The organism is Mesorhizobium sp. WSM2561 (genome assembly GCF_000513915.1).
Lineage (GTDB): Bacteria > Pseudomonadota > Alphaproteobacteria > Rhizobiales > Rhizobiaceae > Mesorhizobium > Mesorhizobium muleiense.
In genome coordinates this window covers 72,136-89,563 of record NZ_AZUX01000019.1, presented here as the reverse complement: position 1 = coordinate 89,563, position 17,428 = coordinate 72,136, and the positions used below count along the sequence as shown (strand labels likewise).

The 17,428-nt window shown below is 62.6% G+C and carries 13 protein-coding genes and 1 other RNA gene; 8 read left to right on the top strand and 6 right to left on the bottom strand.

Features of this window, described 5'->3' with window-relative positions; genetic code table 11:
• Positions 1-127 precede the first annotated feature (127 nt).
• The gene (locus tag M727_RS0117795; RefSeq protein ID WP_027153812.1) at positions 128-1,348 is read left to right on the top strand and encodes an alanine racemase; all 1,221 of its coding nucleotides are present in this window, start codon (positions 128-130) and stop codon (positions 1,346-1,348) included.
• Positions 1,349-1,486: 138 nt separating this feature from the next.
• Here M727_RS0117795 and M727_RS0117790 read toward each other — a convergent pair whose 3' ends face one another.
• Positions 1,487-2,218, bottom strand: a complete 732-nt coding sequence (locus M727_RS0117790; RefSeq protein ID WP_027153811.1) for an SDR family oxidoreductase — start codon at positions 2,216-2,218, stop codon at positions 1,487-1,489.
• Between the two features lie 130 nt (positions 2,219-2,348).
• Here M727_RS0117790 and M727_RS0117785 point away from each other — a divergent pair, with 130 nt between their 5' ends.
• Positions 2,349-3,242, top strand: coding sequence for a LysR family transcriptional regulator (locus tag M727_RS0117785; protein WP_027153810.1), 894 nt, complete (start codon positions 2,349-2,351; stop codon positions 3,240-3,242).
• Between the two features lie 129 nt (positions 3,243-3,371).
• Here M727_RS0117785 and M727_RS0117780 read toward each other — a convergent pair whose 3' ends face one another.
• Both M727_RS0117780 and M727_RS0117775 read right to left on the bottom strand, forming a co-directional pair.
• Positions 3,372-4,547 carry a lytic murein transglycosylase gene (locus M727_RS0117780; RefSeq protein WP_027153809.1) on the bottom strand — a complete coding sequence of 392 codons (1,176 nt, stop codon included), beginning with the start codon at positions 4,545-4,547 and terminating at the stop codon, positions 3,372-3,374.
• Between the two features lie 80 nt (positions 4,548-4,627).
• The gene (locus M727_RS0117775) at positions 4,628-5,419 is read right to left on the bottom strand and encodes a GH25 family lysozyme (RefSeq protein WP_027153808.1); all 792 of its coding nucleotides are present in this window, start codon (positions 5,417-5,419) and stop codon (positions 4,628-4,630) included.
• Positions 5,420-5,643: 224 nt separating this feature from the next.
• On the opposite strand from M727_RS0117775, the gene M727_RS0117770 reads away from it, so the two are divergent.
• On the top strand, positions 5,644-7,017 hold the full coding sequence (locus tag M727_RS0117770) for a serine hydrolase (RefSeq protein ID WP_027153807.1): 1,374 nt from the start codon (positions 5,644-5,646) through the stop codon (positions 7,015-7,017).
• A 547-nt stretch (positions 7,018-7,564) separates the two neighbouring features.
• Here M727_RS0117770 and M727_RS0117765 read toward each other — a convergent pair.
• The 3 genes from M727_RS0117765 to M727_RS0117755 form a co-directional block, all read right to left on the bottom strand.
• Complete coding sequence (locus M727_RS0117765; protein ID WP_027153806.1) at positions 7,565-8,272, bottom strand: class I SAM-dependent methyltransferase; 708 nt, start codon at positions 8,270-8,272, stop codon at positions 7,565-7,567.
• Positions 8,269-9,516, bottom strand: coding sequence for a DUF3419 family protein (locus M727_RS0117760; protein WP_245268692.1), 1,248 nt, complete (start codon positions 9,514-9,516; stop codon positions 8,269-8,271). The genes M727_RS0117765 and M727_RS0117760 overlap by 4 nt, the downstream gene beginning before the upstream one ends.
• A 210-nt stretch (positions 9,517-9,726) precedes the next feature.
• Complete coding sequence (locus M727_RS0117755) at positions 9,727-13,596, bottom strand: hydantoinase B/oxoprolinase family protein (RefSeq protein WP_027153804.1); 3,870 nt, start codon at positions 13,594-13,596, stop codon at positions 9,727-9,729.
• 200 nt (positions 13,597-13,796) lie between these two features.
• Here M727_RS0117755 and M727_RS0117750 point away from each other — a divergent pair, with 200 nt between their 5' ends.
• The 5 genes from M727_RS0117750 (at position 13,797) to rnpB (ending at position 17,270) form a co-directional block, all read left to right on the top strand.
• The gene (locus M727_RS0117750) at positions 13,797-13,997 is read left to right on the top strand and encodes a hypothetical protein (RefSeq protein WP_023798723.1); all 201 of its coding nucleotides are present in this window, start codon (positions 13,797-13,799) and stop codon (positions 13,995-13,997) included.
• 309 nt (positions 13,998-14,306) lie between these two features.
• The gene (locus M727_RS0117740; protein WP_027153802.1) at positions 14,307-15,026 is read left to right on the top strand and encodes a DnaJ family molecular chaperone; all 720 of its coding nucleotides are present in this window, start codon (positions 14,307-14,309) and stop codon (positions 15,024-15,026) included.
• Positions 15,023-15,784 (top strand): N-acetylmuramoyl-L-alanine amidase, encoded by a 762-nt coding sequence (locus M727_RS0117735; protein WP_027153801.1) that lies wholly within the window; start codon positions 15,023-15,025, stop codon positions 15,782-15,784. Before M727_RS0117740 ends, M727_RS0117735 begins: the two co-directional genes overlap by 4 nt.
• Positions 15,785-15,967: 183 nt before the next feature.
• On the top strand, positions 15,968-16,813 hold the full coding sequence (locus tag M727_RS0117730) for a transglycosylase SLT domain-containing protein (protein WP_027153800.1): 846 nt from the start codon (positions 15,968-15,970) through the stop codon (positions 16,811-16,813).
• Positions 16,814-16,872: 59 nt separating this feature from the next.
• An RNA gene (gene rnpB, locus M727_RS39185) (RNase P RNA component class A) lies at positions 16,873-17,270 on the top strand.
• The last annotated feature ends 158 nt before the right edge of the window (positions 17,271-17,428 follow it).

Sequence of the window (17,428 nt, the reverse complement as noted above, 5' to 3'; positions counted from 1 at the left end):
AGATCAGTGGACTAGCATTGCATCATCTGCCGTAGCGCCGCAGCGTCAGGGGTGCGAGACACAGAATTGTTTTCATTCCCGCATAGGTTGGATTAATTGTGCGCAGTCTAAGCCAAGGGATTCGTCCATGCAGCAATTCGAAAATGCGCGCGAAGCGGCGCTGGCGCTTCGCCCGGACGATCCGATCTATTGCTTCCGCCCGCAGGTGCTGAAGGCGGACGCCAGGCAGTTCATGGGCATGTTTCCCGGCAAGACCGCCTATGCGGTCAAGACCAACGGCGAGCAGATCGTGCTGAAGGCGCTGGTCGAGGCCGGCGTCGGCGCTTTCGACGTGGCCTCGCCCGGCGAATTCGCCGCCGTGCGCGCGGTCTCGCCGGACGCCGAGATGCTCTACATGCATCCTGTCAAGGCACAGTCGGACATCAAGCTGGCGCTGGAGAAATATGGCATCCGGGTCATCTCGCTCGACCACGAGGACGAGATCACCAAGCTGACCCGCGTGGTGCGGGCGCTCGATATCGATCCGGGCGCGATCACCGTGTTCGTGCGCATCCAGACGAAAGGATCGGCCGCCTACGAACTGTCGAAGAAGTTTGGCGCAGGACCGGCCAATGCGGTCGAACTGGCCGAACGGCTGAACCGGACCGGCTACAAGGTCGGGCTATGCTTTCATGTCGGCAGTCAGATCGAGGATCCCGACACCTATGAGCGGGCGCTGGCCTCGGCCGACTGGGTGCGCAACCGCGTCAGCTTCGACATTGCCGGCCTCGACGTCGGCGGCGGTTTTCCCGCCGAATACGGCCATGATCCCAACCGCAAGCAGATCGAGATGCCGTCGCTCGGCCAGATCATGTCGCGGCTGTCGGGCGACCTCAAGGAATACCAGTTCGACCAAATGCCGCTGGTGGCGGAGCCGGGCCGGGTGATCGTGGCGCGCTGCCTGTCGCTGATCGTGCGCGTGCTGCTGCGCAAGGGCAAGCGGCTCTACATCAATGACGGCATCTGGGCGTCGCTGTCGGATTCATGGACCGGCAAGATCACGCTGCCGGCGCGCTTCATTCCAGACCCGGCGATCCGCTCGCGCAATGGCGAGGAGAAGACCATCGTGCCGTTCAAGGTGTGCGGCGCGACCTGCGATTCCGTCGACATCCTGTCGCGGCCGTTCTGGCTGCCGGAAACGGTCGATACCGGCGACTGGATCGAGATCGGTCATATCGGCGCCTATTCGCTGTCGCTGAGGACACGGTTCAACGGCTTCTATCCCGACACGTTTGTCGAGGTGACGACGCCGTTCGATGAGGGCGATGCGCCACAAGGGTTCGCCAGCCTGGAGACGATGGCGGATTAGTGAATGGTGAATAGTGAATAGTGAATAGTGAATAGTGCGTAGTCAGTAGTCAGTAGTCAGTAGTCAGTAATCAGCGGTGACTGCCTAATTCCACTGCCACTACAACCTCACCATTCACCATTCACTATTCACTATTCACTAAGCAACGCCGCCGCCGGCCTGGATGTTCTCGCCGGTCAGCCAACGGGCCTCGTCGGAAGCGAGGAAAACCGCGACATCGGCGACGTCGCGCGGCGCTCCGATCCTGCCGAAGGGCGACATCCCGGCGGCGATCGCGCGATCCCGCTCGGGCAGCAGGTCAGTGTCGGTAAAGCCTGGCGAAAGCGCATTCACGGTGACGGAGCGCGGTCCGAGTTCGCGCGAGAGGACGCGGACGAACTGCTCGACGGCTCCTTTGCTGCCGAGATAAAGGGCGGTCTGGGTGAAGAACATCTTGGTTCCACCGGTGGAAACCGCGATGATACGGCCACCGTCGCGCACGCGCCGCGCCGCTTCCTGAAGCGTGAAGAAGGTGCCTTTGGCATTGGCGCCGAAGACGTGGTCGAAGTCGGCTTCGGTGGCCTCGACCAACGGCTTTATGACGGCGACGCCGACATTGGCGACGACGATGTCAATCGCGCCTATCTGCCTCTCGGTTTCATCGAACAGCCGGCGAATGTCGGAAACAATGGAGATATCGGCCCGAATGGCGACGGCCTTGCCGCCATTCTCGCGGATGGCGGCAACGGCTTCCTGGGCGGCTTTCTCGTTGCCGACATAATTGACGACCACGGCCGCGCCGTTTGCCGCGAGCCCCTCGGCGATGGCGCGGCCGATGCCGCGCGAACTGCCGGTCACGAGCGCGATTTTGCCTTCAAGCGAATGATACATAGCTGTCCCTTTCTCGTCTGGCTACGGCCGTTCCAAATCGAGCGGCGGCGTTCCATGTGGAAGTTAGGGGCATGCTATTGATCAGATAATAGCCTATGATCGAACAGGCTTGTTAAGTCTGGGGTACATAATGCGAGGGACCGAGTTTTCCGAGCTGAGGGCGTTCGCGACGATCGTCGAGGAAGGCAGCTTTGTCCGCGCCGCGGCCAGGCTCAGGATTTCGCCGCCGGCGCTTAGCCAGACGATACGCGGGCTGGAGGAGCGTGTCGGTGTCCGGCTGCTCAACCGCACGACCCGCAGCGTGTCGCCGACCGCTGCAGGCGAAACGCTGTTTGCCCGCCTCGCTCCGGCATTCAGCGAACTCGAAGGGGCTGTCGCCGACGCGCATGCATCACGCGATCGACCGGCAGGCTCGCTGCGTATCAATGTTCCACGCATCGCCGCCATGCGTTTCATCGTGCCCATCCTCGGCGATTTCCGCCGCGCCTATCCCGATATTGCCCTCACCATCATCGTCGACGACATGCTGACCGATATTGTCGAGGGACGATTCGATGCCGGAATCAGGCTTGGTGAGCGGCTGCATAAGGACATGGTGGCGGTGAAACTCAGCGGGGAGCTGGAGATGGCCGCAGTGGCGGCGCCCAGCTATCTCGAGGATCACCCCATGCCCCGTCATCCCGCCGACCTGCACCATCATCAATGCATCAATTTCCAGTGGCCCGGTGGCGGCAACGTCTATCGATGGGAGTTCGCGCGAGGCCGACACGCTTTGGAAATAGCCGTGAACGGCGGTCTGACGGTCAACGACACGGAACTGATGATCAGGGCGGCCCTGGATGGAATCGGCGTGGCTTACATGCTGGATTACCAGGTTCGGCCGTGGATCGAAACCGGCAAGCTCATCCGTTTTCTCGAAGCCTGGTCGCCGAGATTTCCGGGCTTTTACCTATATCATACAAGCTCCCGGCAGGTTCCGCCGGCCTTGCGAGTCTTCATCGACTTCCTGCTTGCCAGGCGATGATGGATTAGTGAATAGTGAATAGTGAATAGTGAATAGTGAATAAGTGAATAAGTCAGTAGTCAGTAGTCAGTAGTGAGCACCTAGTTCCATTCACCATTCACTACTCACTACTCACTACTCACTAACCTGCTACAGTTTCGCCAAAAGCTCCGGTGTCGGCCAGCCGTCGACCGGCAGGCCTAGCCGCATCTGCTCCTTGCGGATCGCTTCGCGGGTGTTGGTGCCCAGGATGCCGTCGACTGTTCCCACGTCATAGCCTCTGGCCTCGAGCTTCGTCTGCAATGCCCTCATCTGGTCGCCGTTGAGGCCGGGTTCGGGATTGCGCGAGTCGAATTGCGGCGCACCCGCCAGCCGCGCGGCGAGATTTGCCGCGGTCAGCGCATAGGTGAAGGACTGGTTCCATTCGAGGTAGACGTCGAAATTGTCGTAGACCAGGAAGGCCGGCCCGTTGCGGCCCATAGGCAGTGCGAGGCCTGCCTTCAGGCCGTTATCGACAAGCGGCGTGCTGTTCGGGTTGGTGACACCCCACTGAGCCCATTGCGCCAGCGGCAGCTTGTTGGTGCGGCCGGTCTGGTCCCATGGCAAGTCGTCCGGCACGCGGACTTCCTCGATCCAGGGCTGGTCTCGTTTCCAGCCACGCGACATGATCTTGTTGGCCGTGGTCATGATCACATCAGGCGCGCTGCCGCGCAGGTCGATCACTTCGTTGCCGTCGCCGTCGACGCCTCGGCCGAGATAGTCGGAAGGCAGCATCTGCGTCTGGCCGATTTCGCCCGCCCAGGCACCGGTGACGTCGGCCGGGACCACGCCGCGATCGATCAGCGTCAACAATGGCACGATCTGGGGCCGGAAGAGCTGCGGGCGACGACAGTCGTGAGAGAGCGTGACCAATGCGTTCAGCGTCTGGAAATCGCCCTGCACGGCGCCGAAATCGGTTTCCAGTGCCCAGAAGGCGGCAATGACCGGGGCCTGAACGCCGAATTCGCGATCGGCGCGGGCAAACACGTCGGCATATTCCTTTAAGATGACCGCGCCCTGCTTCAGCCGATAGGCCGATATCATGCGGTTCGAAAACTCGATGAAGGTCTGGGTAAAGACGCCTTGGGCGCGATCTCGCGCCAGCACCTTTCCATCGAGAGCGGCGGTTTCCAGCGCCTCAAGTCCGGCAGTGCCGACGCCGGCGTTCTTCGCCTCGGCCACAACGCCCTGCTTCCATGCCTGGAAATCGCCGCCGCATTGCTGTGCCACCGCCGGCGCCGTGGCGGCCAGAAACAGCGCGGCGAGAATTTCCAAGCTCAATCGCATCGCCATCCTCCCGAGAAGATTACCGGCGGTTGCAGGCGTCCTTCATTGGCTGTGTCGAAAAGCAGGCTGCAGGCCCGCTGTCAACGGGTGTTCTGCCGCAGCCATTTGTTCCAGGTGGCTTCCGAGCCGTTGAACACGTTGATATCGGCCTTCCCTGAGATGCCCGGCACAATACCGGTTCCGGTGTACTGCCAGAAGGTGAACGGGTGGCTGCCGTATCTTTTGCGCGGATGGCCGGCCACCGAACGCAGCCAGTAGGGATAGCCGCGGAAGGCCGACAGGCCGTTGTCGTCGAAGAAATCGATCGAGGTGTAGATGATCGGCTTCTTGCCATAGTGCTTTTCGACGATTTCGAGGAAAGTGCTCATCTCGCTGCGCACCGTGGCCGCATTGGGGCGCAGCTTGCAGGTCGGCGATTGCGGGTTCCATTCCATGTCGAGAACCGGCGGGATTGCCGACCGGTCTCTGGGGACGTTCTGGATGAACCAGCGCGCCTGCGTCGCGGCCGGCGTGCAAAAATAGTAGAAATGATAGGCGGCGCGCGGGATTCCGGCGGCTTTCGTGCGGCTCCAATGCTCGTTGAAATATGCGTCGAAGCGATCGCCGCCTTCCGTCGCCTTGATGAAAACGAAGGAAATGCCGCTGGCCCTGGCCGCCGGCCAATCAACCGAGGTCTGGTATTTGGAGACGTCGGTGCCGTGCACGGCATAGCTCCAAGGCGCGCCGCTGTCCCACTCATGCGGGTCGGAGTCGTCAAAACGGGGTGCGCGCACCGCAACGCTCGGGGCGCCCGGCAGCGAGGGCGCAAGATCGTCGACGGTCGAGCAGGCGCCCAGCAGCGTCAGCATAATGAAAGCCGCGAAACGGCGCATCGCTACTCCTGAACCGGTTTCAGCCGGCCGCTGATGGGTTGTTGCTGCAGGTGGTCCCTCGACCGTGCCCCCAAGCGATCGCCCCACAGGACCGCTCTCCTATCCCTGGTGATCGCCGATCATGGTTGATATTCCGTTGACAGCGCTCGACCAGAACCGCGATTTTGCCGAAGCAATGGCGGCAAATCAATGGCATGGATGAGCGTCCGGGGAGAGTCGGAAGAATGCAGACTGTTCTGAGGCTGGTGAAATGGCTGCTCGGGCTGGCTGTGCTGGCGGTCGCAGCACTCGCTGCCTGGCTGTATCTGGCGCCGCCGGAACTGATCCGCGTCGGCTCGGGCTATACGGCCAAGATCGTTTGCTCGAATGTTTTTATCGCCGGACGCGATGCCGATCAGGTACTCGCCGTCGACGTGCAGGCGCCGGGCCATCCACTGCTGCGGCTGATGCGGGTGTCCGTCGACAAGGAACAGGGCACGGTTTCGGCCGGGCTGTTCGGCATGTTCGGCAAGAGCGTCGCGGTCGTTCGGGACGGGCTTGGCTGTGCTTCGGTTCCGGATGGCGACATCGCCAGGGCCAAAGCAGTCGCCGGGCCGGCGCTGACACCGCCACTCGATGCGCTCTGGCCGGAGGGCGACAGAGTTGATGCCTCGCAAAACCCCGAAATCGCGAAAATCCTCGACGATCCTGCAATGACCGGCGCCGGTATGCGGGCTGTGGTGGTGGTCAGGAACGGCCGCGTCATCGCCGAGCGTTATGGCGCAGGTTTTACCGAAAAGACGCCGTTGCTTGGCTGGTCGATGACCAAGACGGTCAATGCCGCGATCGTCGGCACGGTGGTGAAGGACGGCAAGATGGTGATGACGAACCAGGGCCTGTTCGGACCCTGGAAAGCGGACGGCCGCGCCGCCATCAGCCTCGCCGACATGATGGCGATGTCGAGCGGGCTCGAGTTCAACGAGGATTATGGCGACGTCACCGACGTGACGCGGATGCTCTATCTGGAGCCTGATATGGCGGGCTTTGCCGGATCCAAGCCGCTGACCGGCGAGGTGGGCAAGGTATTTTCCTATTCAAGCGGCACGGCAGCGATGCTGTCGCGGCTTTGGCAGGATGCGATCGGCGACAAGAACAAGGCGCTGGCGTGGCCAAGGATTGCACTGTTCGACCCACTCGGCATGCAGAGCGCGGTACTGGAGACCGACGAGCACGGCACCTTCGCCGGCTCGTCCTATCTCTACGCCACCGCCCGCGACTGGGCGCGCTTCGGCCAGTTCCTGCTGCAGGATGGTGTCTGGAACGGCCAGGAGATCCTGCCTGCGGGCTTCGTCGCCTGGATGCGGGAAGCCGCGCCCGCCTCGAAAGTCTACGGCAGGGGCCAGCTGTGGATCGAGGGTCCTGGCGACGAAGAGAGCCCGGGCGCCGGCATCGCTGCGGGCCTGCCAAGGGATAGCTATTGGATGGAAGGCCATGACGGGCAGACGGTCGCCATCATCCCCTCGGCGCAGCTGGTAGTGGTGCGGCTCGGCCTGACGCCGGCCAAGCTCGGCTACCGGCCGCAGATCATGGTGGCAGCGCTGGTGAAGGCGCTGCATTAGAGGAATGCGGCGATCGCTCGCCGCAGGGTCTATGCAGCTGTCGCCAAAGGCCTTGCACGATCAATACGCGCCCGCTCGTCGGGCGAATTCAGATCGCTGCGGCGTTGGAAAGGCTAGCTGGCTCCGTTTCGGATACATCGCCGTTCTGAGCCGCTGCATTCTTCGGCTGAGGTAACGGCATGGATCCCAGGGTCTGCGCCGCGTCGCTTCGCTCCTTGCTCCGCCCTAGGATGACGAAGTCGTGGTGGCTTATGCTAATCGCCAGCGTTGGAGATTTGGCAGCCGACCGGCCGGCAGCGAATGTCCACAGCCTCTTTCAACAGCGAATCTCAGTGGCAATCGCAAACCTCTAGGATTAGCCGAAGCATCCCTCCACTTCGTCATCCTAGGGTCTGCGCCGCGTCGCTTCGCTCCTTGCTTCGCCCTAGGATGACGAAGGTGTAGTAGCGTGTGGCTTATCGCTAGCGTTAGATTGGCGGCTCCGGGCCGGTCGGCAGCGACCGTCCACGGGGCTCAGTCAAAGAGCCAAATCCTCTGTGCTGAGGAACTAGATGGCGATCTTGGTGACGGCGAGCCAGGTGTAACCGCGATAAAGCGTTCTAAACCGAAGGGTTGCGCCGCGCCTTGCAGATTCTGATTGCAGGACGTCCCGCAGGGCCTGACGCGGCTCGACGTGGAATTTCTTCAGCCAGCCGCGCAGCAGCGTGCGGAACCAGCGGGGCAGGGCCTCCTGCTGGCCGAAATCGACGACGTGCAGCGAACCGCCGGGTGACAGGGCTGCAAGTGCTGCGAAAATCGTCTTCTCCCAGCCGGGGATCATCGACAGCGAATAGGAGACAAAAATGCGGTCGAAACGTTCGACGGAAAATAGCGCCTTCGCGTCGAAATCGGTGGCGTCGCCGCGCGCCAGCTTGACGCGGCCGGACAGCCCTTCGCGGGCAATGGCAGCAGTGGCCGTTTCCAGCATTTCGGCTGAAACATCGAGACCGAAGAAGCGGGCGTTGGGATAAAGGCGGGCGGCGAGGACGATGTTGCGGCCGGTGCCGCAGCCAAGTTCGAGCACGGTGCCGCCGGCCGGCACTTCCAGCCCTGATATCAGCCGGTCGCGGCCGAGCAGGTAATATTTGCGGGTCAGGTCGTAGACGTGGCGCTGCCAGCGGTAGACGCCGTCCATCAGCTCGGCGTGCCTGGCCGGCGGTTCTGCGTGCCCGGCCGGCGGTTCGCCGTGCCTGGCCGGCAGTTCGGTCGCGCTCATGCGGCTTGCTTCACATAGAGGTGGAAGCCGCCATAGATGGCCGAACGGTCGCGGGCCGAGAATTCGCGCGAGGCCCCGTCTTGATAGCTCCACTGGTCGAGCAGCGAATTCGAGACCCGGCCGGGCAACAGGCTGGGTTCGGCCGCAGTGCGGAAGATGACGCGAGCGTCGGTCGACGCGGTACGGGTGATCTCGGCCCACAGCGCATTGAGCTGGTCGTCGGTCATCCAGTCCTGCGCGTCGAGCAGGACGAAGCGGTCGACCGAACCGGCATCCTTGCCGGCAAGGAATTCGATCAGATTGGCATGGTGGATGGCGACGCGGTCGACATTGTTGCGGATTGCCTCGTAGTTGCGCTTTTCGAGATAGGCAGGCAGCGCCGCCTCGCCGGGATTGGGGTAGCGGCGGGCAAAAGCCTGCCAGGCGAAATAGTTGTTCTCCAGCGGAAAGTCGCAGGCGAGCTTTTCCAGCCGGGCCTTCAGCACGCTGGCCATGGTGCCGTCGCCCGAGGTGATTAGCGAATCGTACTGCGCCGGCGGAATGCCGAGGCCGAACAGCGAGGCTTTTCGCGATGTTGCCCATTTCAGCAACGGTTTTTCGAAGACCGGCGCCAGCTCGTCGTCGAAGAAGCGGCGCTGGTCGGCCAGGCTTTTGGCTTCCATGATGCCGGCCGGATCGACGCCGAAGAATTTGGCGGTGCGGTGGCCCATGGCGATGAACAGGCCGAGCAGGCCGGTCTGGTAGAAATTGCGGTCGAAGACGGCGATGCGGCGACGCCGGCGCCAGTTACGATGTTCCCAGTAATGGCGGCTGACCGGGTCTAGATGCGGCGCGATGAAACGGTCGTAGGCTTGCGAATTGTGACGGGTCTCGGCAGCGCCGAAGAAACGGAACAGGTCGCCCTGCGACGGCAGATGGCGCACTGCTTCGAGCTTCATGCGGTTCAGCGCGATATGGGCGGCGTTGAGATCGACGGCGTCGACCCTTTCGGGTGACCGGGTGAGATAGGCAAGGATGTTGCAGCCGCCCGAGGCGATGGTGACGACGCGGTGGCCCTGGCCAAGCTGCATCGCCTCCATGTCGACGTCGGGGTCTTCCCAGATCTGCGGATAGACGAGGCCGGAAAACAGCAAGGCGAAGAGCCGCTCGGAGAGGCCTGCCTTCGACAGCGGGCGGTTCTGGTAGACGGCCTTGCCAACTTGCTTGCCGCGGCGAAAAACCAGTTCTCCGGAAACATCCGTCATGACAAGGCGATTCCCCGTTTGCTCTGGCGCAAGCGGGTAGCGCAGGTGGATGACAGGCCGGTGACAGTCGGAGGCATCGATTATTCTACTCCGGCGGTCATCTGACGCGGTTTTCTGCGCTTCCGATGCTCACGGACCCAAATGTCCGCTCCGCTTCGGTTCTCGAAAACCACCCCACCTGACTCGCCAGAGCGAATTCTGGATGCCTCCTTAGAGGCGGCCAAATCCGCCCGGCGTCGGCGTCGTCACGATGACGGCTTCACCGGCCTCGAGCACCGTCTGGTCGCAAGCCTTCAGGACTTCGATGCGGCCATCCTTGCGGCGAACCTTGGTCGAGCCGACCTCGCCATCGCCGCCGCCGTCCAGGCCTTGCGGCGGGCGGTTGCGATGTGAGGACAGGATGGCGCATTCCATCTTTTCGAGGAAACGGATGGTGCGCTCGGTGCCGTCGCCGGCACTCCATTTGCCTTTGCCGCCGGAGCCTTCGCGGATGTGGAAATCCTCGAGCAGGACGGGGAAGCGCAACTCCAGCACTTCCGGGTCGGTCAGGCGCGAATTGGTCATGTGGGTGTGGACGCCGGAGGTGCCGGCAAAGCCGCGACCGTTGTTCATCCGGCCTGCCGGCGAGCCGGAGCAGATCGTCTCGTAATACTGGTACTGCTTGTTGCCGAAGGTGAGGTTGTTCATCGTGCCTTGCGCATTGGCCATCGCGCCCATGGCGCCGAACAGCGCATTGGTGACATGCTGCGAGGTCTCGACATTGCCGGCGACGACCGCGGCCGGGTAGGTCGGCTTCAGCATGCAACCCTCGGGAATGATGATGTTGATCGGTCTCAGACACCCGGCATTCATCGGGATCATGTCCTCGACCATGACGCGGAACGCATAGAGCACGGCTGCGCGGGCGACCGGCTCGGGGGCGTTGAAATTGTTCTTCATGACCGGCGACGTGCCGGTGAAGTCGACGGTCGCCTCGCGCTTTTGCCGGTCGACCGATATCTTCACCTTGATGATTTGGCCGGTGTCGGTCGGATACTCGTATACGGAGCTGTCGGGCAGCCGCTCCAGCACGCGGCGCACGCTTTCGGCGGCATTGTCCTGGACATGGCCCATATAGGCCTCGACCACGCCAAGGCCGAAATGCGCGACCATCTCGCGCAACTCGGCAACGCCCTTTTCATTGGCGGCAATCTGCGCCTTGAGGTCGGCGATGTTCTGGTGCGGGTTGCGTGCCGGGTAGGGGTGGTCGGTGAGCAGCGTCTCCAGCTCCTTTTCGCGGAACCGGCCGCGATCGACGATGCGGAAATTGTCGAACAGCACGCCTTCCTCGTCGACGGTGGTGGCGAGCGGCGTCATCGAGCCGGGTGCGGTGCCGCCGATATCGGCATGATGGCCGCGCGAGGCGACGTAGAAGAGGATCTCCTCCCCCCTTGAGGGGGAGGCGCCGCCGGAGGCGGCGGAGGGGGTCTCCTCAGAAGGCACCGCCGGAACGTCGAACCCAGTCGAGCCGACCCCACCCGGCGGCTTCGCCGCCACCCTCCCCTCGAGGGGGAGGGAAAAGACCGGCGTCACCACCGTAATGTCAGGCAGATGCGTGCCGCCATTATAAGGTGCATTCAGTGCGAAGACGTCGCCGGGGTGGATGTCGCCGGAGTTCAGCCGGATGATGGTTTCCACCGAACGGTCCATGGAGCCGAGATGCACCGGCATGTGCGGCGCATTGGCGACCAGCGCGCCATTGCGGTCGAAGACGGCACAGGAGAAATCCAGCCGTTCCTTGATGTTGACCGAATAGGCGGTGTTTTGCAGCGTCACGCCCATCTGTTCGGCGATCGACATGAACAGGTTGTTGAACACCTCCAGCATGACCGGATCGGCCTCGGTGCCGAGTGCCGCCAGCCGGCGCTTTTTCTCGATGCGACGCAGGAGCACGTGGTTCTTGGCGGTGATTTCGGCCTGCCAGCCCGGCTCGACGACGATGGTCTGGTTCGGTTCGATGACCAGGGCAGGGCCGCCAAGCTTGTGCCCCGGTTTGAGCGCCTCGCGGCGGCAAATGCCGGCGTCTCGCCAAGTGCCGTCGATGAAGATTTGCCGATTTTCCGAAGGGCTTGCGGCGATGTCCTCAAGGATTGAATCACTTTCCTCGCGGCCGGCGTCGCCGCTGTCGATGCCTTCGACGCCGACCGATTCCACGATCATCGGCTTGTCGTCATAGACGAAGCCGAACTGCGCCTTGTGCGCTGATTCGAAATCCGCCTTGGCGCGTGCGATCGAACCGTGCTCGAAATTCACCGGCAGCGCGGTGTCAGTGCCGTCGTAGCGGATCTGCAGCACCGGTTTCGAGGCGACGGCGTCCTCGGCAATGTCTTGCGCGGCAAGCTCGTCGATGACGGCTTTGCGCAGCGTCGCGATGAGCTCGTCGATTGCCGGCCTGGACACTTCCGCCAGCGGTTTCAGCAGCGCCTGCTGGCGCGACGAAAAAATCGAGGACAATCCAATGCCATAGGCCGACAGCAGCCCGGAGAAGGGATGGATCAGCACCGCCTCCATGCCGAGTGCGTCGGCAACGAGGCAGGCGTGCTGGCCGCCGGCGCCGCCAAAACAGTTCAGGAGATACTCGGTGACGTCGTAGCCGCGCTGAACGGAAATCTTCTTGATGGCGTTGGCCATGTTTTCGACGGCGATGGTGACGAACCCTTCGGCGACCGCCTCCGGCGTGCGGCCGTCGCCGATTTCGGCGGCGAGTGCGGCGAATTTCTCGCGCACGGTTTGCACGTCGAGCGGCTCGTCCTGGCTGGGTCCAAAAATGGTCGGGAAGTAGTCGGGCTGCAGCTTGCCCAGCATGACATTGGCGTCGGTGACGGCCAGCGGTCCGCCGCGCCGGTAGGCGGCCGGGCCGGGATTGGCGCCGGCCGAATCCGGCCCGGCGCGAAAACGGCCGGCCTCGTAGTGCAGGATCGAGCCGCCGCCGGCGGCGACGGTGTGAATGCGCATCATCGGCGCGCGGATGCGCACGCCGGCAACCTCGGTGTCGAAGGCGCGCTCATAGTCGCCGTCATAATGGGCGACGTCGGTTGAGGTGCCGCCCATGTCGAAGCCGATGACCTTGTCGAAACCGGCGAGCTTTGCTGTCTCGACCATGCCGACGACGCCGCCGGCCGGACCGGACAGCAATGCGTCCTTGCCCTGGAACATATCGGCGGCGGTAAGGCCGCCGGACGACATCATGAACATCAGTCGGGGGGATTCCCTCCCCCTTGAGGGGAGGGTGGCGGCGAAGCCGCCGGGTGGGGTCGGCTCGACTGGGTTCGACTCCTTGGCGGTGCCTTCTGAGATGACCCCCTCTGGCTGCTGCGCAGCCATCTCCCCCTCGAGGGGGGAGAGGACGCCCAGCTCTTTCGCCACCCTCTGCACATACCTTGCCAGAATCGGCGACAGATAGGCGTCGACCACGGTGGTGTCGCCGCGCCCGACCAGCTTGATGAGCGGCGAGACCTCATGACTGACCGAGACCTGCGAAAACCCCAGTTTCCTGCAGACTTTTGCAACCGCCTTTTCGTGGTCGGGATATTTCCAGGCATGCATGAATACGATCGCCACCGCGTCGATGCCGTCGGCCCTGGCTTGTTCGATGGCCGGGCGCATGGCGGCGATGTCGAGCAGCCTTTCGACGCGGCCGTCGGCGCGCACGCGCTCATCGACCTCGATGACGCGCTCGTTGAGCTGTTCGGGAAGGATGATCTGCTTGGCGAAGATATCGGGCCGCGCCTGATAGGCGATCCTCAGCGCGTCGCGAAATCCCCTGGTGATGAGCAGCAGCACACGGTCGCCCTTGCGCTCCAGAAGCGCGTTGGTGGCAACGGTGGTGCCCATCTTGATGTCGCCGATCAGGCCGGATGGGATCGGCGCGCCGGATTTTAGCCCGAGCAGATCGCGAATGCCCTGGATGGCGGCGTCGGCATAGGTTTCGGGATTTTCGGATAGCAGCTTGCGCGGGTGCAGCCCGCCTTGCGGGTCCCGGCCGATGACATCGGTGAAGGTGCCGCCGCGGTCGATCCAGAAATCCCATTTGGCGGTCACGGCAGCTCTCCCGGGCATTTTATTGATTCAAATGTGCTAATTCGCCATGGTCTGGTGTTAATTCGCCATGGCTTCGCCTGCAACGCAAAAGCAGATGATGTTACATACGGAAATGCAACGTTATGAAACCCATGGGGCATTTGGTGCATTCTGTCCTCGATCGTCACCGGTAGCGGGGGCGTGATTAGAGGAGAGATGTCATGAAGAAACTCATTCTTGCGTCGGTTTCGGCGCTTGCCCTGCTTGGCGTTGCGGCTTGCAGCGACAGCGGCACGGGCGGGGACGCTACCACCACGCAGAGCACCAATCCGCCGGCGAACGAACAGCCGATGCAGCCGGCTCCTGACGCGACCAAGCCGGCCGAGCCGGCTCCGGCACAGCCATCTGCGCCGGCGCAGTAATTCTTATGTGATGAACAGAAGGCCGGCATCCTGCCGGCCTTCTGACTTCAGGACAGTCTTCTTGCGGCCGCCGCCGCAAGCTCGGTTTCGCCTGTCACTTTTTGGCCCAGCAGAAGGGGCCGAAAATGGCAAGGTGACGAAGGCTTGCAGTTTCGCGCGCCATGGCCGCTGCCGCCTGATTTCCATTATCGACGGTTGCGCCAGCTGCTCAGGCGGCCGCGAAATCGGCTGGGCCGGCCCTGCGGCATTGTCTTCAGCTTGATAGCGGTGGGCTTGATAGCGGTGGCCAGTTAGCCCTAATAGGTGCCCATGTCGATTTGGGACCGCCTCGGCGACTTCATCACTCGCGTTTCGTCCTCAACCTCGTCCGGCGTCGCCGACGTGGTCGAGGCTGTGCGCACGGTTTTCTCCGGCGACCCCGACCTGCGCCGGCGCGTCGCCTTCTCGGTGGCCATGATCGCTCTGTCGGCCAAGATGGCCAAGGCCGACGGCATCGTCACCCAGGACGAGGTGCGCGCCTTCCAGCAGATATTCGAAGTGCCGAAGGAGCAGACGCGCAATGTGGCGCGGCTCTACGATCTGGCCAAGCGCGACATCGCCGGCTTCGAGACCTATGCCGCGCGCATGGCGCAGCTTTGCGGCTCCAGCCATTCGAACTGCGCGATGCTGGAGGACATTCTCGACGGGCTGTTCCATATCGCCAAGGCCGACGGGCTGGTCCACGAGCGCGAAGGTCAGTTCCTGCATCGCATCGCCGAGATCTTCCGGATCGAGGAGGCGCATTACCAGAGCATTCTGGCCCGGCACGTCGATCTGGGTGCGGCCGATCCGTATGTCGTGCTCGGCATCGAGCGGGGAAAAACCTTCGAGGAGGTCAGGAAGCGTTACCGCAAGCTGGTTTCGGACAACCATCCCGACCGGCTGATCGCACGCGGCCTGCCGCAGGAATTCATCAAGATCGCAACCAGCAGGATAGCGGCGATCAACGCGGCCTATGAGATGATCGAACGGGGCCTGCGGCACGCATGAGCGGCTTCCTGCCCGACGAGCCGAGCGCCGAGGTCAGGGTATCGCCGAATTTCGGTCCACGACGCGAGACGGTCGACATGATCGTGCTGCACTACACCGGCATGGAGACCGGCGCCGGCGCCGAAGCATGGCTGTGCGATCCAGCCAGCGAGGTTTCGTCGCACTACCTCGTCCATGAGGACGGCCGCATCGTCCAGATGGTCAGGGAAAGCGACCGTGCCTGGCATGCCGGCAAGAGTTCCTGGTTCGGACGTAGCGACATCAACTCCTGTTCGGTCGGCATCGAGATCGTCAATCCGGGACATTCGATGGGCTACCGGAATTTTCCGAAACGGCAGATCGATGCCCTGATCGGCCTGTGCAAGGGGATTGTTCAGCGCCATTCCATCCCGGCTCAACGGGCGCTCGCCCATTCCGACGTGGCGCCGGGACGCAAGATCGACCCGGGCGAGAGATTCCCCTGGAAGGCCCTGTTCGAGGCCGGTGTCGGCCATCTCGTCGAAGCGGCACCGCTCAGGCGCGGCGCGGTGCTGAAGGCCGGCGACGCATCTGCCGAGGTCGAGGCGCTGCAGTCGATGCTGGCGCTCTACGGTTATGGCGTGGAGATATCAGGCGCTTTCGATCGGCAAACCGAAATCGTGGTCGAGGCTTTCCAGAGGCATTTCCGGCAACGCAAAGTGGATGGCGTGGCCGACGGATCGACAATTCGCACGCTGGAACGGCTGCTTGGCTCGGTGAGGGCAGTTCCGTCCAAGTAGTCTTTTCCTGGCTGTAAGTTACAGCCTGTCATTTAAAGTGACTTGCCCCGCCTTTTTTGCCGCCAATTCGACCGTCAAAGGCGATCCGTGCAAGTTGTCGGACCTACAGCCTCCCAAATGTTCCGACGTTGATTGGCGTAGCTGCGTGAAGTTCTTCGCGCGGTTCAAACAGAACAGGATCCCATGCAGAAATTGACCGTTTTAACGGCAGCTGTTGCTGCCGGCGTAATGACTTTTGCCATCGGTGCGGCCAATGGCGCGCCTTTGAGCCAGCGGGCCGACCAGGGTTTCATGACCGCGTCCGATAAGACTGCCACGCCGAAAGCCGGGCAAGATGCCGGAGAAAAAAGGACAGCCTCCGCAAAGGCGAAAAAAGTTGCTGCGGTGAAAGCGAAAAAGCCAGCATCCGCAAAGGCGGAAAAGGTCTCTGCAAAGAAGGCAGTCGTTGCAAAGAAGGCAATCGTTGCAAAGAAGGCAGTCGTTGCAAAGAAGCCAGTCCTTGCAAAGAAGCCAGTCCTTGCAAAGAAGGCAGTCTCCAAGCGGCATGTGAAGCGCAACAGGACCCGCATCGACCAGGCGACGACGGCGTCGATCGGCCGGCAAAGCCGGGCGGCGGCGCCGAAGCCGGCGGCCGCTGGCGATAGCGGCCAGTATTCGACGATCATCGAGCGTCATGCGGCCAGCAATGGTGTGCCGGTCTCGCTCGCCAAGGCCGTCATCATGATCGAGAGCAGGTTTCAGCCGAACCAGGTCGGCCGCGCCGGTGAGATCGGCCTGATGCAGATCAAGCCGTCGACGGCGCGGATGATGGGTTACAGCGGCTCGATCAAGGGTCTCCACGATCCCGAGACCAACATCAAATACGGCATGAAATACCTCGCCATGGCGCGCAACCTCGGCGACGGCACGACCTGCGGCACGATCCTGAAGTACAATGCCGGCCATGGCGCCAAGCGGATGAACCCGATTTCCGCGGCCTATTGCGGCAAGGTCAAAGTGCAGCTGGCCGCGCTTGGAGCGCCGGCGTAATAGACCGGGACCTGCTTTTTTGTTTGCGTTTTCGAATGTGAATCCCTTTATACGCCTTGCCAGCTGGCCGGGCGGCCGCACCCGCGAAGCCGAAAGGCTGCGGATGAGGAAAGTCCGGGCTCCATGGAGACACGGTGCCGGTTAATGGCCGGCGGGGGCGACCCTAGGGAAAGTGCCACAGAAAGCAAACCGCCACGATCCGTCGTGGTAAGGGTGAAAGGGTGGGGTAAGAGCCCACCGCGCGACTGGCAACAGGAGCGGCACGGTAAACCCCACCGGGAGCAAGACCGAATAGGGGCGGTGCGAGGGGAAACCCTCGAGGGCTGTTTCCGGCTCACCGCCCGGGTAGGTTGCGTGAGGCGCATGGCAACATGCGCCCAAGATGAATGGCCGCCACGTTCTCGCGCCGCAAGGGGCGAGGGCCATACAGAACCCGGCTTACAGGCCAGCTGGCAATTTTCGTCCAGATTCTAGAGGGAAACTCCCTGATATCAGCAGGTTGCGTCTTCGGGCGCGCTTGCTGGTTCAGGCGCTTCCTGTGCATGAAGCAGGCGTTTCTTGAAAATGGTGCGATTAAATCGTACCTTCCCGGGTGCGGGCGATATCAGGAGCGCA